Annotated in this window: 19 protein-coding genes; 8 read left to right on the top strand and 11 right to left on the bottom strand. The window is 59.4% G+C overall.

Features of this window, described 5'->3' with window-relative positions; genetic code table 11:
- Window positions 1-15: 15 nt before the first annotated feature.
- A complete protein-coding gene (locus BLU28_RS17900; protein WP_077987783.1) occupies window positions 16-627 on the top strand; it encodes an NUDIX domain-containing protein in 612 nt (203 codons plus the stop codon).
- Window positions 628-683: 56 nt separating this feature from the next.
- On the opposite strand, the gene BLU28_RS17895 is transcribed toward BLU28_RS17900, so the two are convergent.
- The 3 genes from BLU28_RS17895 to purM all read right to left on the bottom strand — a co-directional run bounded on the left by BLU28_RS17895 (window position 684) and on the right by purM (window position 3,497).
- Entirely contained in the window at window positions 684-1,619 is a 936-nt protein-coding gene (locus BLU28_RS17895; protein WP_037088978.1) for an omptin family outer membrane protease, read from the bottom strand.
- Between the two features lie 133 nt (window positions 1,620-1,752).
- Entirely contained in the window at window positions 1,753-2,427 is a 675-nt protein-coding gene (gene purN / locus BLU28_RS17890; RefSeq protein WP_037088980.1) for a phosphoribosylglycinamide formyltransferase, read from the bottom strand.
- Window positions 2,424-3,497, bottom strand: a complete 1,074-nt coding sequence (purM, locus tag BLU28_RS17885; RefSeq protein WP_004441129.1) for a phosphoribosylformylglycinamidine cyclo-ligase — start codon at window positions 3,495-3,497, stop codon at window positions 2,424-2,426. Before purM ends, purN begins: the two co-directional genes overlap by 4 nt.
- Before the next feature lie 284 nt (window positions 3,498-3,781).
- Here purM and BLU28_RS17880 point away from each other — a divergent pair, with 284 nt between their 5' ends.
- From BLU28_RS17880 to ppx, 4 genes are all read left to right on the top strand, one after another.
- On the top strand, window positions 3,782-4,939 hold the full coding sequence (locus BLU28_RS17880; RefSeq protein WP_004441130.1) for an AI-2E family transporter: 1,158 nt from the start codon (window positions 3,782-3,784) through the stop codon (window positions 4,937-4,939).
- A gap of 2 nt (window positions 4,940-4,941) precedes the next feature.
- Window positions 4,942-5,670, top strand: a complete 729-nt coding sequence (gene hdaA, locus BLU28_RS17875; RefSeq protein ID WP_022555965.1) for a DnaA regulatory inactivator HdaA — start codon at window positions 4,942-4,944, stop codon at window positions 5,668-5,670.
- Window positions 5,671-5,771: 101 nt separating this feature from the next.
- The gene (locus BLU28_RS17870; protein ID WP_034496238.1) at window positions 5,772-7,970 is read left to right on the top strand and encodes an RNA degradosome polyphosphate kinase; all 2,199 of its coding nucleotides are present in this window, start codon (window positions 5,772-5,774) and stop codon (window positions 7,968-7,970) included.
- On the top strand, window positions 7,967-9,490 hold the full coding sequence (ppx, locus tag BLU28_RS17865; protein WP_004441136.1) for an exopolyphosphatase: 1,524 nt from the start codon (window positions 7,967-7,969) through the stop codon (window positions 9,488-9,490). The genes BLU28_RS17870 and ppx overlap by 4 nt, the downstream gene beginning before the upstream one ends.
- A 47-nt stretch (window positions 9,491-9,537) precedes the next feature.
- On the opposite strand, the gene BLU28_RS17860 is transcribed toward ppx, so the two are convergent.
- From BLU28_RS17860 to BLU28_RS17830, 7 genes are all read right to left on the bottom strand, one after another.
- The gene (locus BLU28_RS17860; protein WP_004441138.1) at window positions 9,538-10,170 is read right to left on the bottom strand and encodes a DapH/DapD/GlmU-related protein; all 633 of its coding nucleotides are present in this window, start codon (window positions 10,168-10,170) and stop codon (window positions 9,538-9,540) included.
- 177 nt (window positions 10,171-10,347) lie between these two features.
- A complete protein-coding gene (locus tag BLU28_RS17855; protein WP_072494276.1) occupies window positions 10,348-10,665 on the bottom strand; it encodes a hypothetical protein in 318 nt (105 codons plus the stop codon).
- Between the two features lie 168 nt (window positions 10,666-10,833).
- Window positions 10,834-11,181: a YunG family protein gene (locus tag BLU28_RS17850; protein ID WP_004441141.1), complete on the bottom strand. Its 348-nt coding sequence runs from the start codon at window positions 11,179-11,181 to the stop codon at window positions 10,834-10,836.
- A 136-nt stretch (window positions 11,182-11,317) separates the two neighbouring features.
- Window positions 11,318-12,676, bottom strand: coding sequence for an esterase-like activity of phytase family protein (locus BLU28_RS17845; protein WP_077987784.1), 1,359 nt, complete (start codon window positions 12,674-12,676; stop codon window positions 11,318-11,320).
- 142 nt (window positions 12,677-12,818) lie between these two features.
- Entirely contained in the window at window positions 12,819-13,847 is a 1,029-nt protein-coding gene (locus tag BLU28_RS17840; protein WP_004441145.1) for an adenylate/guanylate cyclase domain-containing protein, read from the bottom strand.
- A 329-nt stretch (window positions 13,848-14,176) separates the two neighbouring features.
- Window positions 14,177-15,337: a ribonuclease D gene (gene rnd / locus BLU28_RS17835; protein ID WP_037088987.1), complete on the bottom strand. Its 1,161-nt coding sequence runs from the start codon at window positions 15,335-15,337 to the stop codon at window positions 14,177-14,179.
- Between the two features lie 82 nt (window positions 15,338-15,419).
- Complete coding sequence (locus BLU28_RS17830) at window positions 15,420-16,691, bottom strand: MFS transporter (protein WP_077987785.1); 1,272 nt, start codon at window positions 16,689-16,691, stop codon at window positions 15,420-15,422.
- Between the two features lie 191 nt (window positions 16,692-16,882).
- On the opposite strand from BLU28_RS17830, the gene aspS reads away from it, so the two are divergent.
- From aspS to creD, 3 genes are all read left to right on the top strand, one after another.
- Window positions 16,883-18,670 (top strand): aspartate--tRNA ligase, encoded by a 1,788-nt coding sequence (aspS, locus tag BLU28_RS17825; protein ID WP_004441151.1) that lies wholly within the window; start codon window positions 16,883-16,885, stop codon window positions 18,668-18,670.
- A gap of 2 nt (window positions 18,671-18,672) precedes the next feature.
- On the top strand, window positions 18,673-19,149 hold the full coding sequence (locus tag BLU28_RS17820) for an FUSC family protein (protein ID WP_022555974.1): 477 nt from the start codon (window positions 18,673-18,675) through the stop codon (window positions 19,147-19,149).
- Between the two features lie 230 nt (window positions 19,150-19,379).
- A complete protein-coding gene (gene creD, locus BLU28_RS17815; RefSeq protein WP_077987867.1) occupies window positions 19,380-20,831 on the top strand; it encodes a cell envelope integrity protein CreD in 1,452 nt (483 codons plus the stop codon).
- A 150-nt stretch (window positions 20,832-20,981) separates the two neighbouring features.
- Here creD and BLU28_RS17810 read toward each other — a convergent pair whose 3' ends face one another.
- Window positions 20,982-22,172, bottom strand: a complete 1,191-nt coding sequence (locus BLU28_RS17810) for a hypothetical protein (RefSeq protein ID WP_077987786.1) — start codon at window positions 22,170-22,172, stop codon at window positions 20,982-20,984.
- Window positions 22,173-22,339: the final 167 nt, after the last annotated feature.

The raw sequence follows: 22,339 nt of genomic DNA, 5'->3' as shown, positions 1-22,339 counted from the left end.
CTTTCGGAGACTCTTATGAACGTGTCGCTCTTAAAGTCGCCCGCTGCCGCGACTGACCGGATCCGGCTGGTGGAAAAGGAAACCGTCTGGAAGGGCTTCGTGCATTTGCAGAAGCTCGTTTTTGACCAGCGCATGGCTGACGGCAAGATGATCCGTATTGTGAGGGAGGTCCATCATCACGGCCTCGCCGCCGCCATTCTCCTGTACGACCCGAAACGTGACAGCGTGGTAATGGTGCGGCAGTTTCGCCCCGCCGCCTTCGTCAACGGCGATCCGAACTTCATGATCGAAGTTCCGGCAGGGCTTCTCGATGGCGACGATGCCGCTGATGCGATCCGCCGTGAGGCGATGGAGGAATCCGGTTACGCCGTCGAAAAGGTTGAATACCTCTTCGACATGTATGCCAGCCCCGGCACACTGACGGAAAAGGTGAGCCTCTTCGTCGCCCGTATCGATCTCGACGTGCAAGCGGGCAGCGGTGGTGGACTGGAGGATGAAGGCGAAGATATCGAGGTTCTGACCTACGGTCTCGACGAAGCCTTCGGAATGATCGCCTCGGGTGAGATCACGGATTCCAAGACGATCATTCTGCTGCAATGGGCGATGTTGAATCGTGATCGGCTTTAAAGGCGGGGCGGCTTGAGCATATCCAGTGAACTAACCCACGGATACAGCCATCAACGCTAAAACCGCCCCCTGACGCCGGCACCCACGAAAATCGACTGCAAGTCGCCGCCACCAGCGTTCTTCTCCGACGACAGGCTTCCGGCGCCCGCGCCGCTATAATGCGTGTTCCCGCGCCCGAGGCTGGTATAGTCGTAAGCGCCGTCGAGGTAGATCGAGGCGTTTTCAGTCACGTCATAGGCAACGCCTGCCTTCACCCCGAACATGCCGGCAACGTCGAATTTGTCAGTGAAGCGCATGTCGCGCAGCCAGTGATCGTCAGTCGCCTTGGCGTAGACCATGGCGCCACCTTCGAGACCGAGATTGAGCGACCAGTTGCCGAATCTCTGGCCGCCCGTCAGGTTGCCGTAGAAAACCGGTATTTGTTGGCGATAGGTTATTCCCTTGAGGCCATCCTTGAATTTGCCCGAGAAATCGCGGCGGGAGAAAACACTGTAAACGGCGTTGCCACCATAGGCCGACCATTGCACATCGGTGTAGCGAAAACCGACGCCCGCGCTGAGATATTGCTGCGGATCCTCCAGCAATGTGCGATTGAGTTCGAGGCCTCCCGAAAAATAATGGTCGAGCCGTGTGTCATCATGCTGGGAGCGATCGCTCCAATTCTCCTTGGAGCTGTCTTTCGAAAAAGGCCATACCCAGTCGTAGTCGGTCATGTAGCCATCGCCTTCAAAACCGATGCGGCCTTCCGCCTTGACGCGCCAGCCGGGCGCTAGTTCAAGCCCGAGCGAGCCGCGCAACGCCACGGCGTTTTTCGTTTCCCATTCCAGTTCGCTCACCTTGCGGCCACCGAGATGAACAGTTTCCGTCGCCCGGAGATTGAGAACGCCGGCATCCAGTGAAGCCGTAATGCCGTTTTGTTCGGCGGCGAGTGGCAGGCAGGTACCCATCAGTAAAGCCGCAGAAAGCGGCAGGGGAAATCTCGAAAATCGCATAATCGCTCCTGAACGTCCGGAGGGCCTGAAGTAGAGGCCGTTGCGGTCATTAAAGACGATTATGGTAAATGATCGGTTTATTTCACCGAAGATACCAATTCTGATTTATCTATGTACTTTAGGAATAGCTACATCACGAGGCAGAGACAAGGATGGAATACTCGGTTTTACTTTCGCTCTTGTCGAAAACGGCTTTTCCGCCTTCCATCCGTACCTTGCCTTCGGCGAGTAATTTCAGCGCCAGTGGATAGAGCTGGTGCTCGACGGTGAGAATCCGCGCAGCCAGGGTATCGGCCGTGTCGTCGGAAAGAACCGGCACAGCCCCCTGCGCAATCGTCGGGCCCTCGTCCATGCCTTCGGTGACGAAATGCACCGTGCAGCCGGAAATCTTCATGCCGCTGTCGATGGCACGCTGATGCGTATGCAAACCGGGGAAAAGCGGCAGCAGGGAAGGGTGGATATTGATGATGCGGCCTTCATAGGGGGCAATGAAATCCCCCGAGATCAGCCGCATATAGCCGGCGAGACAGATGATGTCAGGCGCAATCTCCCCAAGAGCGGCCAGAATGGCGCCCTCATGTTCCGTCTTGCTCGCATAGGTCCTGCGTTCGAAGACGAGGGTCGGAATGCCGAAACCCCGTGCCTTTTCCAGCCCGCCGGCAGTTGCCTTGTCCGAGATCACGCAGGCGATTTCCGCCGGAAAATCCGCCGTCTGGCAGGCCTTTACCAGCGACACCATGTTGGAGCCGCTGCCGGAGATGAAAACGACGACACGTTTGCGGCCGGACGAAAGGGCGGCGGGCATCATAGGGCGAGGGCGCCCTTGTAGATCGTGCCGTGCGCGCCTTCTTCACGGGCGACCATGCGGCCGAGCGGGAAGACGGTCTCGCCTTGGGCCGTCAGAACTTCGGTGACCTTTTCGGCATTTTCAGCCGAAACCACGACGATCATGCCGACGCCGCAATTGAAGGTGCGCAGCATTTCCTTTGCTTCGACACCACCGGTTTTCGCAAGCCAGGAGAAGACGGCGGGAACCTCTATCGCTTCGAGATCGATCTCGGCGGCGAGATGTTTGGGCAGAACGCGCGGAATATTCTCCGGGAAACCGCCGCCGGTAATATGCGCCAGTGCCTTCAGCGCGCCGGTCTCTCGGATCGCTTTCAAAAGTGGCTTCACATAGATGCGGGTTGGAGTCAGCAGCGCTTCGCCCAGCTTCTTGCCATCGGCGAAGGGAGCGGGTGCATCCCAGTCGAGCCCGGAGATCGATACGATCTTGCGCACCAGCGAGAAGCCGTTGGAGTGGACGCCGGATGAGGACAGGCCAAGAATGACGTCGCCCTCGGAAATGTCGCCGGCGGGCAGAAGCTGGCCGCGTTCGGCCGCGCCCACGGCAAAGCCCGCGAGGTCGTAATCGCCATCTGAGTACATTCCCGGCATTTCAGCGGTTTCGCCGCCGATCAGCGCACAACCGGATTCGCGGCAGCCGGCGGCGATGCCGGAAACGATCGCAGCGCCCTGGTCGGGATCGAGCTTGCCGGTGGCAAAATAATCGAGGAAGAACAGCGGTTCTGCACCCTGAACCACGAGATCGTTGACGCACATGGCGACGAGATCGATACCGACGGTGTCGTGATAGTTTGCGTCGATGGCGATCTTCAGCTTGGTGCCGACGCCGTCATTGGCGGCCACCAGAACCGGGTCGGTGAAGCCAGCGGCTTTCAGATCGAACAGGCCGCCGAAGCCGCCGATTTCGCCGTCCGCGCCGGGACGTCGCGTGGAACGCACCGCCGGTTTGATCTTCTCGACCATCAGATTGCCGGCGTCGATATCCACCCCTGCGTCACTATAGGTAAGACCGTTCTTGCCCGACTGGCTCATGGCTCTCGTCTCCGCTGGTTCGTTTGGCGTCGCCATTCGCACGGGACGGGGCCTGATGCAAGGGTTTGAGTGGCAAAACCTCCGGTTTTTAACGGCTTTGACGTTCCGCGATGGCCGCTCTCGGCAGCATTTGCCGCAATGCGGCGAAGGTGGGACCGAATATTCTGCGTTGTGGGCTTTTTCAGCCCCCCTTATCCCTTTGCCGACGCAGTCTTGACCATGTGCCCACGCCCATCCTATCTCCATGATGCGGGATGACGATGCGGTGACAGAAGGATGAACGGATGCAACCCCATGTAAGCGGTACCAGCCTGCGCCGGCAGGTGTTTTTCTGGATCGGCGTGCTTGCCGTCTTTATCCTCTTCCTGATGGTCTTCAGCTCCATTCTCCTGCCTTTCGTGGCTGGCATGGCGCTAGCGTATTTTCTCGATCCGGTGGCCGACTGGCTGGAGAGGCGCGGCCTCAGCCGGCTGATGGCCACAGTCGTCATTCTCATCTCCTTTGTGCTGGTCTTCGCGCTGTCGCTCATCATCATCATTCCGCTCATTGCCGCCCAGGCCTCGGAATTCATTACGCGCATACCGCAATATATCTCGTCGCTGCAGCAGCTGATCGCCGGCGCCGATACCAATCTCCTGCCGGACTGGGTGAGCAGCCAGATCGACGCGGTAAAGGAGAACTTCTCGAAACTCCTCACCGAAGGTGCGGGTTTCATCGGCACATTGCTGACGCAGATATGGAATTCCGGGAAATCGCTGGTCGATGTCGTCTCGCTCCTGGTGGTCACCCCCGTCGTCGCCTTTTACCTGTTGCTTGACTGGGACCGGATGATCGACAAGGTCGACAGCTGGATCCCGCGCGATTACGTGCACACGGTGCGCCAGATCGCCCGCGACATGGACAAGACCATTGCCGGTTTCGTGCGTGGGCAGGGCTCGCTCTGCCTCATTCTCGGGGTTTATTACGCCGTCGGCCTGTCGCTGGTCGGGCTTAATTTCGGCCTTTTGATCGGCCTTTTTTCGGGCCTCATCAGCTTCATTCCCTATATCGGCTCCATGGTCGGCCTGATCCTGGCGGTTGGCGTCGCCATCGTGCAGTTCTGGCCGGATTATCTCTATGTCGTGCTGACCCTCGTCGTGTTCTTTTCCGGCCAGTTCATCGAAGGCAACATCCTGCAGCCGAAACTTGTCGGCAGCAGCGTCGGCCTGCATCCTGTCTGGCTGATGTTTGCCCTCTTCGCTTTCGGCGCGCTTTTTGGCTTCGTCGGGCTTCTCGTCGCGGTGCCGGCCGCGGCGGCGGTCGGCGTGCTTGTCCGCTTCGCCTTGTCGCGGTATCTTGAAAGCGATCTTTACCACGGGCACGCCGCCAACCTTCCCTGGGAAGCCAACCTTACCCTGGAAGAAAGGGAAACGTCCTCCGGCAAGGTTGACTCTCAGAGCTGACAATGACTGACCCAATCAAAACCGACAACGCCCGGTCGAAGGCCGAGCAGCTGCCGCTCGCATTTTCGCATCCGTCCGCCTCCGGCCGGGAGGATCTCCTCGTGTCGGCTTCGCTGGAGGCCGCCGTCAGCCTCGTTGACGCATGGCCGCACTGGCCCTCGCCGGTGGTCGTGCTGGCAGGGCCGCCCGGTTCCGGAAAATCGCACCTTGCCAATATCTGGAAAAATATCAGCGAGGCCCGCGAGATTCATCCGCAAGCGGGCGCGGATGCCGCGCGCGCGGCCGAAAGGGGGGCGGTGCTGTTCGAGGACGCCGATCGGCGTGGTTTTGACGATACCGAACTCTTCCATGTCATCAACAGCGTACGCCAGAATGGCACGACGCTTCTGATGACCAGCCGGCAATGGCCGTCGGCCTGGCCGGTCGCGCTGCCGGATCTGCGCTCGCGCCTCAAGGCCGTGACGGTGGTGGAAACGGGTGAACCGGACGAGGCGTTGCTGGCGCAGGTGCTGGTGAAGCTCTTCGCTGACCGGCAGCTTTACATGGATGACAAACTCATAGGCTACATCGTCAACAGAATGGAACGTTCGCTCGATACGGCGCAGACGATCGTAGAGCGGATCGACAGGCTGGCGCTTTCGCGCGGAACGAGGATCACCCGCCCACTGGTCGCGGAAGTCCTCAACGCGATGGACAATGCCGAGAGACATAACGGACCGGACGACGATTGACTGTCACAGTTCCGTCGTCAAACTGTTATACGGGCAAGAAGGACGATCGCGGGATGCAGCAGGATCACGGATTGGAAATTGGTCAGGGGATGGAACAGGGCATGGACGCTGTCGCGCAGGAAGATTTCAACAAGGTTCAGCCGCAGACCGAGGGCGAGAACCTCTGGGATAGCCCCGCGCGTTTCATCAACCGCGAATTCTCCTGGCTCCAGTTCAACCGCCGTGTCCTTGAGGAAACGCTGAACACCGATCACCCGCTGCTGGAGCGGCTGCGTTTCCTGTCCATCTCGGCGGCCAATCTCGATGAGTTCTTCATGGTTCGCGTCGCCGGCCTCGAAGGCCAGGTGCGCCAGAAGATCACCGTCAGGACCCCGGACGGCAAGACCCCGGCAGAACAGCTCGAAGATATTCTGAAGGAAATCGACAACCTGCAGATGGAGCAGCAGGCCTCGCTTGCCGTTCTGCAGCAATATCTTGCCAAGGAAGAAATCTACATCGTACGCCCGGCTGCGCTTTCGGATGAGGATCGCAACTGGCTGGAGACCGAGTTTGAGGAACGCATGTTCCCGGTGCTGACGCCGCTCTCCATCGATCCGGCGCACCCGTTCCCCTTCATTCCCAATCTCGGCTTTTCCATGGGCCTGCAGTTGGACAGCGTCAACGGCCGCGAGCCGATGACGGCGCTTTTGCGGCTGCCGCCGGCGCTCGACCGCTTCGTGCGGCTGCCTGATGAAAAGAACGCCATCCGCTACATCACGCTCGAGGATGTGGTTGGTCTGTTCATTCACCGGCTCTATCCCGGCTATACCGTTCGCGGTTCCGGCACGTTCCGCATCATCCGCGATAGCGATATCGAGGTGGAGGAAGAGGCCGAAGATCTGGTGCGCTTCTTCGAAAGCGCGCTGAAACGCCGCCGCCGCGGTTCCGTCATCCGCATCGAGACCGATAGCGAAATGCCGCAGTCGCTGAGGCAGTTCGTGGTGCACGAACTCGGTGTGCCGGATAATCGCGTCGCGGTTCTGCCCGGTCTTCTCGCGCTCAACACGATCTCGGAAATCGTGCGTGCCCCGCGCGACGACCTGAAATTCGAGCCCTACAATGCCCGTTTCCCGGAGCGCGTTCGTGAACATGCCGGCGATTGCCTCGCTGCTATCCGCGAAAAGGACATGGTGGTTCACCATCCCTATGAAAGCTTCGACGTGGTGGTGCAGTTCCTCCTGCAGGCTGCGCGCGATCCCGAAGTACTCGCCATCAAGCAGACGCTTTACCGCACCTCTAACGACAGCCCGATCGTTCGCGCGCTGATCGACGCCGCGGAAGCAGGTAAATCCGTCACCGCGCTGGTCGAGCTCAAAGCGCGTTTCGACGAGGAAGCAAACATCCGCTGGGCGCGCGATCTGGAGCGCGCCGGCGTGCAGGTCGTGTTCGGCTTCATCGAACTCAAGACCCACGCCAAGATGTCGATGGTGGTGCGCCGCGAGGATGGGAAGCTCCGGACCTATTGCCACCTTGGCACGGGCAACTATCACCCGATCACGGCGAAGATCTATACCGACCTGTCCTTCTTCACCTGCAACCCGAAGATCGCCCACGACATGGCGAATATCTTCAACTTCATCACGGGTTACGGCGAACCGGAGGAGGGCATGAAGCTGGCCGTCTCGCCCTATACGCTACGCGCGCGCATCCTCAAGCATATTCACGAGGAAATCGAGCACGCCAAGCGCGGCGCGCCGGCGGCGATCTGGATGAAGATGAATTCGCTTGTCGATCCGGAGATCATCGATGCGCTCTACCATGCCAGCGCCGCGGGTGTTGAGGTGGACCTCGTCGTGCGCGGCATCTGCTGCCTGCGCCCGCAGGTGCCCGGCCTGTCGGACAATATCCGCGTCAAATCCATCGTCGGCCGCTTCCTGGAGCACAGCCGCATCTTCTGCTTCGGCAATGGTTTCGGCCTGCCGTCGGACAAGGCGCTGGTCTATATCGGCTCCGCCGACATGATGCCGCGCAATCTCGACCGCCGCGTGGAAACGCTGGTGCCGCTGACCAATCCCACCGTGCATGAGCAGGTTCTTTCACAGATTATGCTGGGCAATCTCATTGACAACCAGCAGAGCTACGAGATACTTGCGGACGGAACGTCGAGGCGCATCGAGGTGCGTAAAGGCGAAGAACCGTTCAACGCGCAGCACTATTTCATGACCAATCCCAGCCTTTCCGGACGTGGTGAAGCCCTGAAATCCAGTGCGCCCAAATTGATTGCCGGGTTGATTTCGTCCCGCAAGAAACAGGCTGAATGACTCGATCAGAAGCACAGGGGCGGCTGACCGGCCTTGCCCCCGTTTCCGTCATAGATATTGGCTCGAACTCCGTTCGTCTTGTCGTATATGAAGGTCTTTCCCGCGCGCCTGCGGTGCTGTTCAACGAAAAGGTGCTTTGCGGGCTTGGCAAAGGTTTGGCGCTGACGGGGCGCATGCATGAGGAAGGTGTGAGCCGCGCGCTCCTGGCGCTCAGGCGTTTTCACGCCCTCTCCGAGCAGGCGCAGGCGCAGCAGCTTTATGTGCTGGCCACGGCCGCGGCCCGAGAAGCGGAAAATGGTCCCGATTTCATTCGTGAGGCCGAAGCCATCCTCGGCTGTGAGATCGAGGTTCTGTCGGGTGAGAAGGAAGCGCTTTATTCGGCCTATGGCGTGATCAGCGGTTTCCATGATCCTGATGGCATCGCCGGCGACCTCGGGGGCGGCTCGCTGGAGCTGATCGACATCAAGGGCAAGAGCTGCGGCGAAGGCATCACCCTGCCGCTTGGCGGTCTGCGGCTTTCGGAGCAATCGGACGGCTCGCTGGAAAAAGCGGCGACCATTGCCAGAAAACACGTCAAATCCTTCGCCAAACTTCTGGCGGCGGGTGAGGGGCGCACCTTTTACGCCGTCGGCGGCACCTGGCGAAATATCGCCAAGCTGCATATGGAGATATCCGGTTATCCCCTGCACATGATGCAGGGTTATGAATTGCCGCTGGAGGAAATGCTGAATTTCCTCGAGGAGGTCATCGTCTCCCGGGATAGCAAGGATCCCGCCTGGCAGGCGGTCTCCAAGAACCGCCGCTCGCTCCTGCCATTCGGTGCCATCGCCATGCGCGAAGTTCTGAAGATGATGAAGCCGGCCAGGATCGCTTTTTCCGCACAGGGCGTACGCGAGGGTTACCTTTATTCGCTGCTGACGGAGGCGGAGCGCGAATCCGATCCGCTGCTGGTTGCCGCCGACGAACTTGCCATTTTGCGCGCCCGTTCTCCGGAGCATGCGCGAGAACTGGCGGACTGGAGCGGTCGCACCTTCCCGGTTTTCGGCATCGACGAGACGGAAGAGGAAAGCCGCTATCGGCAGGCCGCCTGCCTGCTGGCCGACATCAGCTGGCGCGCGCATCCCGATTACCGCGGTCTGCAGGCGCTCAATATCATCGCCCACTCGTCCTTCGTGGCGATCACCCATCCCGGGCGCGCCTATATTGCACTTGCCAATTATTACCGCTTTGAAGGCCTGAACGACAACGGCACCACCGAGCCGCTTGCCGCCATGGCGGGGGAGCGTCTGCAGGAACTCGCCAAACTGCTGGGCGGCCTGCTGCGCGTCGTATATCTTTTTTCAGCCTCCATGCCGGGTGTCGTGGATCACCTGAAATTCCGCAAGACAGATAATCCGGATCTCGATCTGGAATTTGTGGTGCCGCATGATTATTGCGATTTTGCCGGCGAGCGGCTGGACGGACGTTTGCAGCAACTGGCGAAGCTGACGGGCAAGCGGCTGGCCTTCGTGTTCGAATAAGGAGCGGCGGAGTTTCTGTTCACGACAGAAATGACATTGGCCCCGTGCTAGGACCAGCGCTCGCAGAACGCTTCGATATCGTTTGACTGAAAGTCGCCAAGCCGCGCCATGATCGTCTCGAAGGGCCAGTCCCACCAGGCAATAGCGGTAAGCTTCTGCGCAATTGATCGTGAAAAGCGCTCGCGAATGATTTTTGCAGGTACGCCGCCGACGATGGTATAGGGCGGCACGTCCCTGGTCACCACGGCGCCGGCGGCCAGCACCGCGCCGTCTCCCACCTTGACGCCCGGCAGGACGATGACCCCGTGTCCGATCCAGACATCGTGACCGATAACGGCGCGATCCTGCTTCCGCTGCGCGAAAAAGGCATCGTCGCGCACCGCATCGGCAGAGTAATATTCAGGGCAGTAGCTGAAACGGTGCATGGATGGCCGGTCCATCGGATGGTTGGGAGCGCCTATCCTGACCTCCGCGGCGATGGCGCAGAACTTCCCGATGATCGCATCCCCCACCATGCAGCGGGGACCAAGATAAGAGTAGTCTCCGAGCTCAACATTATGCAGCGAGGTATCGGCCAAAATCTCGCAGCATCTGCCGATGCTCGAGTCTCTTACGCTGGCTGTTGCATGAATGACGGTCTCTGCGAGCTTAGGGCGCTTGATCTGTGCGGTCGAATCCATTGCAGTCTCCCGATTTTGCGCCTGCTTAACCGGGCATGATGAAGGCCCTATGACGCGAGACGGCGGAGCATTCCATCCGTGACCGGCATACCCTGTCAAGTTCAGAACACGTCTCTTGCTTCGTGTGACATTCTCTCCTTACAGATCGGCGTCACCTGTCGGCGACATTCGGGCGCATTATCGTTTCCAGTAGTGCTCCGTTATGTTTTGAGCATTCCGAATGATATGACCGGCGATTTCTGGGTCGCCGCCCTCGAAGGTCTGCGGGTCGGCCCCGCATAACAACAAAAAGAGCTGTTGATGCGCGACCGCGGCAAAATAATCCCGGGGTGGTGGCTGCATGTCTGACCCGGTCGCCTCGAATGCTTCGGCGACTTCTTTGCTGGCGCGCTCAACCGCTGCATGAACACTCGCCATCATCGCCGCTTCGTTGCGTTCCAATATATCCTGAACCTGCCGTTCTGCCGGTGTCAGAACCGGACAACTCTCGCTCATTAAATGTCTCTCCTGTGGGTACAACCATTTCGCCAAGCAATATTATCGCGTGGATTGTGTCCGCTTTGCGGGAAACATAAATCTTGGTCTTGAAGTGTAGCGCGCCGGTTGACCTCCATGCCGTCCGTGCGGATCGAACAGCAATGGGCTGTCCTTTTTGCAAGCCGTTCAGCCGTGGCCGAGTGCCTTTCGAATGCAGGCGCTGAGATAGGCATATTGCAGCGGCGTTATCGTCGCCATGACTTCGGTCCGATTGGCGGGATGATCCTGATAACCCACCGGCAGATCGAATTGGGTGAAGGTGAAATCCCAGCGGACGCCATCAATGATATTGTAGAAGTGTTGCGCGCCGCTGACAGCGGTTTTCGCAATTTCGCCGCCGAAAATGTCCTGAACCACCAGGGCAGTGACGCTTCCTTGCCCCCTGGCTGGATTTTCGCGCGACCAGAGGCCGCTGGTCTCGCCCGACCAGCTTCTCTTCAGGGCGTAGTACAGTCTTTCGGCATGGTCCTGCATGAAACGTCTTCTTTTCCGCAAGCATGTTTCTGTCGCGGCCGGAAAATCGGAAGGAGCGCCGCGCAGACGTTCGTGTCTGCCAGCGCTCCGTCCGGATCATTGGTGACCGTCAATGCAAATGACGGCAGCCGTGGCCTCACTTCGCCTCGAGCAGGTCCTTGACCTCAAGCAGAACGAATTCGTTGTCATCAGCCTTGTCCAGCGCCCGCCCGGCAGAGAAAGGCAGGTTGTTGTCATTGCCGACGATGATATGCGTGGCATCGACGCGGTCGACATTCTCGATGGTGACGAAAGGCATGTCGTAGAAACCGTTGCCGCCGCCCTGGCGCTTCTTGTTATCAGGGTCGGAGATCTTCATCAGGTCGATATAGCCGATCTTGCGGGCGGCCTTGCCGACATTGGCGTCGTTGAATTCGATCTTGTAGATGCGCTTGACCTTGGCTGGGCGGGCGAAGCAGTCCGCAGTGGGAGCCTTCGGGTCGGCGCAGGCCTTGTCGGCCGTGCCGGCGCCGTTGTCGCGTTCGATGACGAGGGCAGTGGTCTCGTCCAGCATGTTGAAGTCACCGATCGCCTCGCCGCCTTCCGCCAGCGGATAAAGCCAGCTGCGACCGGTCCACTCTTTCTTGGCGGTGTCCAGTTCGATGATGCGCAGCGCGGTCGCGCCGTCTTCGGTCTTTTCTACTTGCCCGTCCGCCATATAGAGCGGTCCTTCGAGAAGGCCGTAGAGCTTTGAGCCGTCCTTGGAGAGCGCCATGCCTTCATAACCGCCGGAGCGTTTCAGGTTGAAAGCGGGCATTTTCTGAGTCGGGTTGCCAGGCAGTGTGAGAGCCGGATGGTCGGGAGACTTCACCTCGATATCGCCGGCCTTGGTGGAGATCACATCGGTCAGCTTTCCGTCGCGGGTGAATTTCAGGATGTAAGGACCGAATTCCTCACCCACCCAGAAACCGTCGGCAACAGGCTGAATGGATTCGACATCGAAATCGGCGCCCGTCAGGTAGCGCTTTTCCGTGCCTTCCAGAACGATGGGGAAGGGCGATTTCATGTCGGGGTCGGAGAGAAACACGGTTTCAAGCGCATTGACCTTGCCGGCTTCCCAGTCGAACTTCAGATGGTGAAGCATCAGCATGGCGTCGCTCGAATTGAGCTTGGAGCCGAAACCGTTGTCGGAAAGGCTCCAGAAGCTGCCGTCCGGCATGGCCTTGATGCCGGAAAAGCCCTGCATGGGCTGGCCGTTGAACGGCATGGAAAGGCCTGTCAGGCGCACGCCGTCCTTGCCGGGCACGGTGCCGAGGCCTTCGGCGCGCTTGCGGTCGGCTGTGGTGAACTTGGCGGAGGTCTTGAGATGTGCCGGCGCATCGGCAGGCGCGGCGATGATGGTGTTGGCCGGCAGAATGGCATGTGAAACCAGCTTTGCCGGAAACTCCTTTTCCGCTGCCAGCGATGCGGAAGCGAGCGCGAGAACCGCGCAAGAGGCGAAAAGAACGTGCTTCATGTTGAGACCCCTCTCAGTACCTGTTGAAGACAGGATTGACGCGATAGGGGCAGCACATGACAGAGAGGTGATTGCCATTTGAAGCTTTGATGAATTTTGATGACGGCGCTGCTGGCAAAGGTGACGGCGACGTTGCTCCGCCCTAAGCGGCGGGGGCCTGATACTGGCTGAGCGTGCAGACACCGAGCGTCTGACCACGGCCCTTGACCGCGTGCTCGCCGAGATATTCGCTGCGCACGCCCTTGGGAAGCACCAGCTGATGGGCGAGGTCGGCGGAAATCAGCACGGGATGGCCAAGCATCTTGCTCAGCGATTCGAGTCTGGAGGTCGTGTTCACCGTATCGCCGAAATAGGTGATCTTGTGATGGTCGACGCCGATTTCCGCAGTGATGACAGGTCCGCCATGGATGGCGAAGCGCAGGCGCGGCACTTCACCGAAGCGGGAAAGCCACATGTCGCGCTTTTCCTCGATGGTCGCCTGAATATCGAAAACGCAGCGCACGCAGGCCGCGCGCCTTATCGCCCTATGGTACGGCCAGGTGATGATCGCGGCGTCGCCGATGTAATCGTCGATGACGCCGCCGTGTTTCCTGACCGGTGCGGCATAGCTCGCGAAGATTTCGCCGAGAAACTCCTGTGCCTTCAGGTCGCCATGAGTTTCGGCGAAGGAGGTGGAGCCTACAAGGTCGATGAAGATGAAGACACGGTCTTCGCTCACCGGTCTGCGATAGCGCCCGAGAATGAGGTCGATGAAGATATCGCGGCCAAGAAGTTCACGCACGCGCATGATGAAGACGATGATGCCGCAGACGATGAGCGTGAAGACCAGCGTCTGTACTTCGGCATGAACGGCGCGTTTCCAGGTGCCGGGAAAGATGCCGCTCAGCCACAGGATCGTGCCGCCCAGCCCGAAGCCGCAGAAGACGAGAACAGCATAGATGACAAGACCGACGGCAATGTAAACCGGTGTCGGCAGGGCGCTGACCTGCCGCGACAGGCCGGGCATGATGTAACCGCGCTCGAAGGCGAGGATTGGCGCGCAGGCAAACAGCGCATAGGTCGCGCCGATGAGCGCGCCACCGCCATATTCCAGGAAGGCGTAGGCCACGCCGCTGCCGGCCACGGCAACGAAGAGCACCACGTAATCCAGAATGGGCAGCAATTTTCTCATGTCGATTCTTGATCTCGGGAAGGGCAGGCCCGTCGCTCCTTGCGGGCAAAGCTTCTGTTCAGGTCATATGCGACATTAATGTGGAAAAAGCGCTGGAAAAAGTGAGCAATCGGTAAGGTTGCATAAAGGATCGGAAAGCCTGTTGCCCGGTTGCCGCAACGGACGGGGCCCGCACCCCGCCTAAGTTTATATTGTGTATTCGATGGCTTCACCGATTTTGTCGCCCGACGCGCTGTCGGGCGATTCGGGTGTTCAGCCAGCGCCATTCAGATGCAGCGCTAGCGAATGAGGCGACACGCGGTATGAGAAGGTCGCGGAAAGAGCGAGCGTTACGACTCGTTCGCCGCAACCTCTACAGCCTCGACCTTCTTGCCGGCAAAACGCAGGGCGACCTCACCATTGATGAGCTTCAGCGCCACATTGCCGAAAAGCTCCCGCCGCCAACCGGTCAGTGCTGCCACCGTTGCCTTTTCGCCCTCGGCGGCAATCTTGTCCAGATCGTCGCTATTGGCGATGACCTTGGCGGCGACGCCGTGCTTATCAGCCGTCAGCTTCAGCAGAACCTTCAACAGTTCCACGGCAGCGCCCGAACCTTCCGGCGCGTGGCTGTGACGCGGTGCCTTCGGCATTTCTTCTTTCGGCAGCGCCAGCGCCGCATTCACCGTCTCGACGATGGCGTTGCCGGACGCGGAGCGTTCCCAGCCCTTGGGAATGGTGCGAAGCCGCGACAGCGCCTCGGCATCCTTCGGCTGCTGCTGGGCGATTTCGAAGATCGCATCGTCCTTCAGCACGCGCGAACGCGGCACGTTGCGGGAGCGCGCCTCACGCTCGCGCCAGGCGGCGATGAATTTGAGGATGGCAAGCTCGGTCGGCTTGCGCAGGCGCGATTTCAGCCGCAGCCAGGCATCGTCGGGATGCATGTCATAGGTGTCGCGAGACTCGAGAATATCCATCTCTTCGGTCAGCCATAGCGAGCGGCCTTCGCGCTCGAGCTGGGCTTTCAGCGAGAGATAGACATCCCGCAGATGGGTCACGTCGGCCAGCGCGTAATCCAGCTGCTTTTCGGTCAGCGGGCGGCGGCTCCAGTCGGTGAAACGGGAGGATTTGTCGATCTGCACGTTTTTGATCTTCTGCACCAGCTGGTCGTAGGAGATCGAATCGCCGAAACCGCAGACCATGGCGGCGACCTGCGTGTCGAAGATCGGATGCGGAATAAGCCCGCCGAGATGGTAGATGATTTCGATGTCCTGTCGCGCCGCGTGGAAAACCTTTACGACGTCGGGATTGGCCATCAACTCGAAAAGCGGCGTAAGATCGAGGCCCTTCGCCAGCGGATCGACCAGCACCTCGAGAGTCGGGCTTGCCATCTGCACGAGGCAGAGTTCCGGCCAGAAGGTGGTTTCCCGCAAAAATTCGGTGTCGATGGTGATGAATTCCGATTTCGCCAGTTCCGTGCAGGCCTCGGCGAGGGCGGCAGTCGTTTCAATCATTGCAAATGGCCACTCGTGAAAATTATCCGTCTTACTTTCCCTTTGCCGGGCGCATGTCAATACAAAGCCCGTTTTTGAAGGCCTAACGATCGTTTTTCTCCGGCGGATTGGGCTCCGACCCATTCTTTTTAGGTGGTGCGGGTGCGGCGAGCTTCTGGAAATAGGCCGAGGTGCGCAACAGCGAACTGAAACGCCAGTTCCTCTCCTCAAGCGGAACGCCCTCGCGCACCTGCAGCCGATATATGGTGTAGCCGATGAAAACGATCTGGATCGCGGCGGTATAGCTGAAGAGTGCCTTCGGACCGAACTGATCGATCAGGACGGAGGCGAGAAGCGGCCCCACGGTTGCGCCCACCGACCAGAAGAACAGCAGTCCGGCTGACATCATCGCATGTTCGCCTTCCCTGGCGTGGTCGTTGCCATGCGCCGAACTCAGCGAATAAAGCGGCAGGGCGAAGGCGCCGAAGATGAAGACGCCGATGATATTGCTCCATTCGTCCGTGCCGGCGAAGAAAGCGAGAAACAGCCCGACGATGACAGAGGCGGCCGTGGTGGCGAGGATGATGATGCGCCGGTCATAACGGTCGGAATAAACGCCAAGCGGATATTGCAGCACCACACCGCCAATAATGCCCGCACTCATGAAGGTGGCGATGGCGGTGACGGAAAAGCCGATCTGTTCGGCATAGATCGGGCCAATGTTGCGGAAGGCTGCCATGCTGAGGCCGACTGCCACGCAACCGACGACGGCAAGCGGGGAAATGCGCCAGACGGCGAAAAGGTCGAAGGGAATCTGCTTCGGCGGGGCAGGGTTGGATTTGTCGGCAAGCGAGATCGGCACCAGAGACAGCACCAGCGCTATCGCGATCAGCGAAAACACCACCGGGCCTTCGACACCCATCACGGCAATGACATATTGCGCCAGCGTCACGGAGCCGAGATCGACGAAACGATAGATGGAAAGCGTGCGCGCGCGATTGGAATTCGTCACCTGCGCATTGATCCAGCTTTCGATGGCCGCAAAAAGACAGGCGACGGCAATGCCGATGACGAAACGCATCAGCATCCAGAATAGCGGGTGGATGATGAGCGGCATGGCGATGGAAGCGGCCGAGGCGACCGCTGCCATGGTGGCAAATGTTCTGATATGGCCGATCTTTCGCAGAAGCCGCGTCACCGAAATGCAGCCGAGTGCGAATCCGAAGCTGTAGGCGGCGCTGATGACGCCGATGGTGCTGGCGGAAAAACCTTCGGAGATGCCGCGCAGGGCAATATAGGTTCCCTGCAGGCCGTTGCCGCCGATCAGGATGCCGGCGGTGACGAGAAGCGGGATGAGGGGTCTGATCTGGCTCATTGCGGGCCGACTCGGTTTGGCGGGCTGAATATGCACTATCTAAAGCCAAGGCGGGGGAAAGGACAGGCTGAAGGCGACATTGTTGCGCTTTGCCTTGACAAATCAGGCTGGCCATGCGCTTTTCCGGCAAATTTCGACAGTGCCGCCCATCTGGCCTCCAACAGGCCCACGACACGTTCCAGGATAAAAAAATGCATCGTTACCGCAGCCACACCTGTGCCGCTCTCCGCAAGTCCGACGTCGGCGAAACCGTTCGCCTTTCCGGTTGGGTTCATCGCGTGCGAGATCATGGCGGCGTTCTCTTCATCGACCTTCGCGACCATTACGGCATCACCCAGGTGGTTGCCGATCCTGACAGCCCGGCTTTCAAGGTTGCGGAAACCGTGCGCGGCGAATGGGTCATCCGCATCGACGGCCTCGTCAAGGCGCGTTCGGAAGACACCGTCAACAAGGGCATGGCGACCGGCGAGATCGAACTTTACGCTCAGGAGATCGAGGTTCTCGGCGTCGCCAAGGAACTGCCGCTGCCGGTCTTCGGTGAGCCTGACTATCCGGAAGACGTTCGCCTGAAGTACCGCTTCCTCGACCTGCGCCGCGAAACGCTGCACAAGAACATTGTCAAGCGCACGCAGATCATCTCCGCCATGCGCACCGGCATGGCCGATGCCGGCTTTGCCGAATATACGACGCCGATCCTCACGGCCTCCTCGCCGGAAGGTGCACGCGACTTCCTCGTGCCGTCGCGTATTCATGAGGGCAAGTTCTTCGCGCTGCCGCAGGCGCCGCAGCAGTACAAGCAGCTTCTGATGGTGGCGGGTTTCGACCGTTACTTCCAGATCGCGCCGTGCTTCCGCGATGAAGACCCGCGCGCCGACCGCCTGCCGGGCGAATTCTACCAGCTCGACGTCGAAATGAGCTTCGTGACCCAGGAAGATGTCTGGACCACGATGGAGCCGATGATGACTGCCGTCTTCGAAAAGTTTGCCGAAGGCAAGCCTGTCACCAAAGAGTGGCCGCGCATTCCCTATGATGAAGCGATCCGCAAATACGGCTCCGACAAGCCGGACCTGCGCAACCCGATCGTCATGCAGGCCGTGACCGAACATTTCGATGGTTCGGGTTTCAAGGTCTTCGCGAACATGATCGCCTCCAACCCGAAGGTTCAGGTCTGGGCAATTCCGGCCAAGACCGGCGGTTCGCGCGCATTCTGCGACCGCATGAACGCCTGGGCGCAGTCTCAGGGTCAGCCCGGCCTCGGTTACATCTTCTGGAAGGAAGAGGACGGCAAGGTCGGCGGTTCCGGTCCGCTCGCCAAGAACATTGGCGAGGAACGCACCGAGGCGCTGCGCCAGCAGCTCGGCCTCGAGGCAGGTGATGCCTGCTTCTTCGTCGCCGGTGATCCCGCCAAGTTCTACAAGTTTGCCGGTGAGGCGCGCACCCGCGCTGCCGATGAACTGAACCTGATCGATCGCGACCGCTTCGAAATGTGCTGGATCGTCGACTTCCCCTTCTTCGAATACAACGAAGAAGAAAAGAAGATCGATTTCGCCCACAACCCCTTCTCCATGCCGCAGGGTGGTCTGGAAGCGCTGGAAGGGCAGGACCCGCTCTCCATCAAGGCCTTCCAGTACGACGCCGTCTGCAACGGCTTCGAAATCGCCTCCGGTTCGATCCGTAACCAGTCGCCCGAGTTGATGGTCAAGGCTTTCGAAAAGGTTGGCCTGTCGCAGACCGACGTTGAAGAGCGCTTCGGCGGTCTCTACCGCGCCTTCCAGTATGGCGCGCCTCCGCATGGCGGTTGCGCTTTCGGTATCGACCGTGTGGTCATGCTGCTGGTCGGTGCGAAGAACCTGCGCGAAATCACGCTGTTCCCGATGAACCAGCAGGCGCAGGACCTCCTTATGAACGCGCCGTCGCCGGCAACGCCGACGCAGCTTCGCGAACTGGCGCTGCGCGTCGTTCCGTCCAAGAAAGACTGATCGTGTTGAAGACGCTGCTCGACCGTGTTCGCGCAGCCTTCACCCGTGCATTGGCGGCCGCACTTGCGGCCGCTTTTGCGTTCTGGGTCGCGCATCGCTGGCTAGGCCATCCGCAACCCGTCTTCGCAGCGATCAGCGCGCTCATTTGTCTGGCGCCGGGAATTCCAAGCCATGTTCGTCAGGGCCTCGGCTTGATGGTGGGCGTCACCGTCGGCATTCTCGTCGGGGAAATAGCCCTCCTGGTCCCGCATGATTTCGCCGAAATCAGGCTGGCCTCGGCGACCTTCATCGCCATGATCCTCGCCTCCATGTTCGGCCTGCCGCCAGTCGTACCGATACAGGCTGGTGCTTCCGCCATGCTCGTGCTCCTCATGGGGCCGCAGGTTGCCGGCCTTGTCCGCTTCATCGACGTGATCGTGGGTGTCGCGACCGGTGTCACCGTAGCGCTGGTCTTCTTTCGCGAACGGCTGAAACTCTAGCCGTCACCACTGGTGGATGAGGAATTTTCCGTCTTTTTCTCGCGAACGCGGCAAAGACACAATTTTACCGCGAGTCGAACCCACTTCCGCACATAATCAGCCGAAATCCGATCCCAGTATAGCCCTGCGTCCACCAGGAGGATGCAAGTCTAACGCAGATTTTAAACTTGGGACGGCGCCGACCGAACGTTGAATCCGGTTCGCGCGATAATATTGGTAAGGATTTCAGAATGGTTCATCAAACGGAAAAAGACCCTGCCATCGCGGCCGGGCATATGCATCCGGCCACGCACCGCACTCATTTCGCGGCCGGGCTGCGCTCGCCGGGCGCGAAATTTGTCATGATCGGCTTCATTTCGATGGTCTTGCTGGTGCCGCTCCTGCTGGTCTGGGCATTGACGGAAGAACGCGCCTCGCGTGCACAAGAGGTATCCGGACGGATCGCCCATGGATGGGGTGGCGATCAGGTGGTGAATGGACCTTATCTTGCCGTGCCCTTCGATGTGGAACGCCGCCGCGAGGTCAATGGCCAAAGCGTCGTTGATCGTGTGACGGAATGGGTGCTTGTCATGCCGGAAACACTAAAGGTCACGGCTGATCTCAAGACCGAGGAAAAGCAGCTGTCGATCTATAGCTTGCCCGTTTATAAAGGCGATCTCGCGCTTGCCGGTCGCTTTGGTTCCGGCATCCTGACGGATCTCGCCCGTTTTGCTGGCACGCCCCGTCTCGATAACGCCGTCCTGGTTCTCAATATCGCTGACATGACAGGCATCCGGTCCAGCGCAGGGGTCCGGATAGACGGCGGGCCCGTTCTGCCATTTGATCCCGGCATGCGGGACATGTCCGCAACGGCAACGCATGACGACCCGCAGGCGCGAATGATGTCCGATGCCGGAGTGCATAGGCAGATTGACAGAAGCCTCATTGAAACCGGCTTTGCCTTCGATATCGCCTTTTCGCTGAACGGGTCGGGCAGTTTCGCCGTCGCGCCGGCAGGTCAGACGACGAGTTTTGCCGCAAAAGCCAATTGGCCACATCCGGGTTTCGAAGGCCTGTTTTTGCCGGAGGAAAAAACGATCACCGCCACGGAGTTCAATGCCAGTTGGACCATTCCGTATCTCGCACGGGGCTTGGATCGGGTTGTTGAAGGCCCGCGATTGCCGCTCTCCAACAGTCTGATGACAATCAATCTCGTAGAGCCAGTGAAATTTTACCAGATCATCGCGCGGACACTGAAATATTCGATCGGGTTCATCTCTCTCGTTTTCCTTGCCGTCTTTATCGTCGAACTCAAGGGCGGCACCATCGTGCACTGGCTACAATATGTGCTGACAGGGCTGGCGCTGATCGTTTTTTATGTACTTCTCCTGGCGCTTTCGGAGCACACGGGATTCACCATTGCTTATGTCGCCGCCGCACTTTCAACAGCGGTCCTGATCTCCTTTTATCTCGGCAGCGCAACCCGTAGCCGAAGGAACGGCATTGCCCTGTTCGGCGTGCTCTCACTCGCCTACAGCGTCATGTATCTGGTGCTGAATGAAGATGAATATGCGCTGTTGGCCGGCGCGGTAATCTCGTTCATCGCCATAGCCGCCACAATGTTTGCGACGCGCCGCGTTGACTGGTGGGGAGCGGGCACTGCAGGTGAGGGCAGGATAATCGCACAGGGCGAAACGGCCTGAGTGCCACTGCCGCCCCCAAAAGCGGGACGCAAGCTGCGACCCGCTTTTGGCGTTGATCGTGAGATAAGTTATCGGGAGCTGACGACATTCCCGGATGTTAATTGAGCACAAAAGGAAAGCCCCGGTGCAATGGACCGGGGCTCTTTAGTCTTATTCGTTTGCCGTCACCGTGACGCCGAGCATTTTCGGCAAGGTGTTCGGCGCGCCCATGGCAGCGCCCATGATCATGGGGAAGGGGACCGGCTTTTCCGGCGCTGCCGTGATCGAGAAGTTCTTCGGATCGTCGATATAGGTGTTGATCGCCGCCGACACCATGTTCTGCAATTCGGGAACGTTGAGCGAGGCCATCATGATCGGCGCCATGCCCTTGATGGTCTGTGCAAGCTGGTCGCCCGTCATACCCTGCTGGCTCGCCGCATAATCGATCGCGCGCTTGGTGATGCTGGCGTCTTCGAAGCTGATCTCGGCGTTGACGAAGGAGAGTTGCTGCATCAGGCCGAGCATGGCAAGGCTCGCGGCCTGGTCTGCCTGTTCCTTGTTCGGGTTGGCAGCCTGCGCTTTCACCGTTTCCTGCATCGACTTGATGAAGGCGAGCGTATAGCCGGAGAAACCGAACGACATGTTCAGGCGGCCGACATCATCGAGGTCGATCGCGTATTCCTCGACATCAACAGTGCCGGAAGCCACTTCCCAGCTGCCGCTCATGGTCATGTCGCCGGAAAGTGCCTGCAGCTTCAGTTTTTCGATTGCATCCTTGGTGGCGGGGTCGGTGACGTCGCTGAGGTCGGCCTTGAAGCCGGAGGCGTCAAGGTCAAAGCCGATCGAGTTCTTGTCGTCGCTGACCGACATCGTCGCGCTGGTTTCCTCAAGCGAGAAAGCCTGCTTGCCGTCAACGGAAACAGTAATCGGGCCGCTATGGGCTTCGTCGTAGAACATCAGCGCATCGACGGTGCCGGTGGTGGCATCAGCGGGGATGACGAGGCCGGACATGTAGATGTCGCTGGCCTTGATCTCGACCTTGTCCTGCTTGTAGTCGATATTGTCGAAGCGGGCGTTCTTGATCTTGTAGCCGCCGTTGTTTTCCTCGACGCCATCAAGCGTGATATTGCCAACCGGGATTTTCTTGGCCGGGTCGGCAGCGGCACTGAGGGTCACGTCGTTCAGCGTGACCGTCGAGCCGTTGAGGGCGACGGAGCCTGCATCAATTTGACCGCCCTGCGCGGCATAGGCCGCATTGATCTTCTTCAGCACATCCCCACCATCCAGCGCGAAAGCCGGCGCGGAAAGGGCAAGAAGCGCGGCGCTCGCAAAAAGAACCTGCCGGGTGGATTTCAGTCTCATGATGTTTCTTCCCTCAACGTACGGCTGCAAACCGAGCCTTAATGCTAATGGTGATACTTATATTCGCTGATAATCAAAGGTCTAGGGTATTTAGATCGATTCCCATGACGGCGGCATTGCGGCATTTGCAGCGCGGTTAACAAAAAACCGCATGGAAGGGCTGGTTT

Origin of the sequence: Agrobacterium pusense, from assembly GCF_900102105.1 — a bacterium.
Lineage (GTDB): Bacteria > Pseudomonadota > Alphaproteobacteria > Rhizobiales > Rhizobiaceae > Agrobacterium > Agrobacterium pusense.
The sequence above is the reverse complement of the archived record's forward strand: the minus strand, read 5'-3'. Positions and strand labels throughout refer to the sequence as shown.

Excerpts from the sequence above, each read along its gene's own strand:
- BLU28_RS17830 (WP_077987785.1), bottom strand. The coding sequence starts at position 16,691 with ATGAGCCAGATCAGACCCCTCATCCCGCTTCTCGTCACCGCCGGCATC.
- BLU28_RS17810 (WP_077987786.1), bottom strand. The coding sequence starts at position 22,172 with ATGAGACTGAAATCCACCCGGCAGGTTCTTTTTGCGAGCGCCGCGCTT.
- BLU28_RS17900 (WP_077987783.1), top strand. The coding sequence starts at position 16 with ATGAACGTGTCGCTCTTAAAGTCGCCCGCTGCCGCGACTGACCGGATC.
- purM (WP_004441129.1), bottom strand. The coding sequence starts at position 3,497 with ATGAGCCAGTCGGGCAAGAACGGTCTTACCTATAGTGACGCAGGGGTG.
- purN (WP_037088980.1), bottom strand. The coding sequence starts at position 2,427 with ATGATGCCCGCCGCCCTTTCGTCCGGCCGCAAACGTGTCGTCGTTTTC.
- BLU28_RS17855 (WP_072494276.1), bottom strand. The coding sequence starts at position 10,665 with ATGAGCGAGAGTTGTCCGGTTCTGACACCGGCAGAACGGCAGGTTCAG.
- ppx (WP_004441136.1), top strand. The coding sequence starts at position 7,967 with ATGACTCGATCAGAAGCACAGGGGCGGCTGACCGGCCTTGCCCCCGTT.
- BLU28_RS17880 (WP_004441130.1), top strand. The coding sequence starts at position 3,782 with ATGCAACCCCATGTAAGCGGTACCAGCCTGCGCCGGCAGGTGTTTTTC.
- BLU28_RS17860 (WP_004441138.1), bottom strand. The coding sequence starts at position 10,170 with ATGGATTCGACCGCACAGATCAAGCGCCCTAAGCTCGCAGAGACCGTC.
- BLU28_RS17850 (WP_004441141.1), bottom strand. The coding sequence starts at position 11,181 with ATGCAGGACCATGCCGAAAGACTGTACTACGCCCTGAAGAGAAGCTGG.
- aspS (WP_004441151.1), top strand. The coding sequence starts at position 16,883 with ATGCATCGTTACCGCAGCCACACCTGTGCCGCTCTCCGCAAGTCCGAC.
- BLU28_RS17870 (WP_034496238.1), top strand. The coding sequence starts at position 5,772 with ATGGACGCTGTCGCGCAGGAAGATTTCAACAAGGTTCAGCCGCAGACC.
- BLU28_RS17840 (WP_004441145.1), bottom strand. The coding sequence starts at position 13,847 with ATGAGAAAATTGCTGCCCATTCTGGATTACGTGGTGCTCTTCGTTGCC.
- hdaA (WP_022555965.1), top strand. The coding sequence starts at position 4,942 with ATGACTGACCCAATCAAAACCGACAACGCCCGGTCGAAGGCCGAGCAG.
- BLU28_RS17895 (WP_037088978.1), bottom strand. The coding sequence starts at position 1,619 with ATGCGATTTTCGAGATTTCCCCTGCCGCTTTCTGCGGCTTTACTGATG.
- rnd (WP_037088987.1), bottom strand. The coding sequence starts at position 15,337 with ATGATTGAAACGACTGCCGCCCTCGCCGAGGCCTGCACGGAACTGGCG.
- creD (WP_077987867.1), top strand. The coding sequence starts at position 19,380 with ATGGTTCATCAAACGGAAAAAGACCCTGCCATCGCGGCCGGGCATATG.
- BLU28_RS17845 (WP_077987784.1), bottom strand. The coding sequence starts at position 12,676 with ATGAAGCACGTTCTTTTCGCCTCTTGCGCGGTTCTCGCGCTCGCTTCC.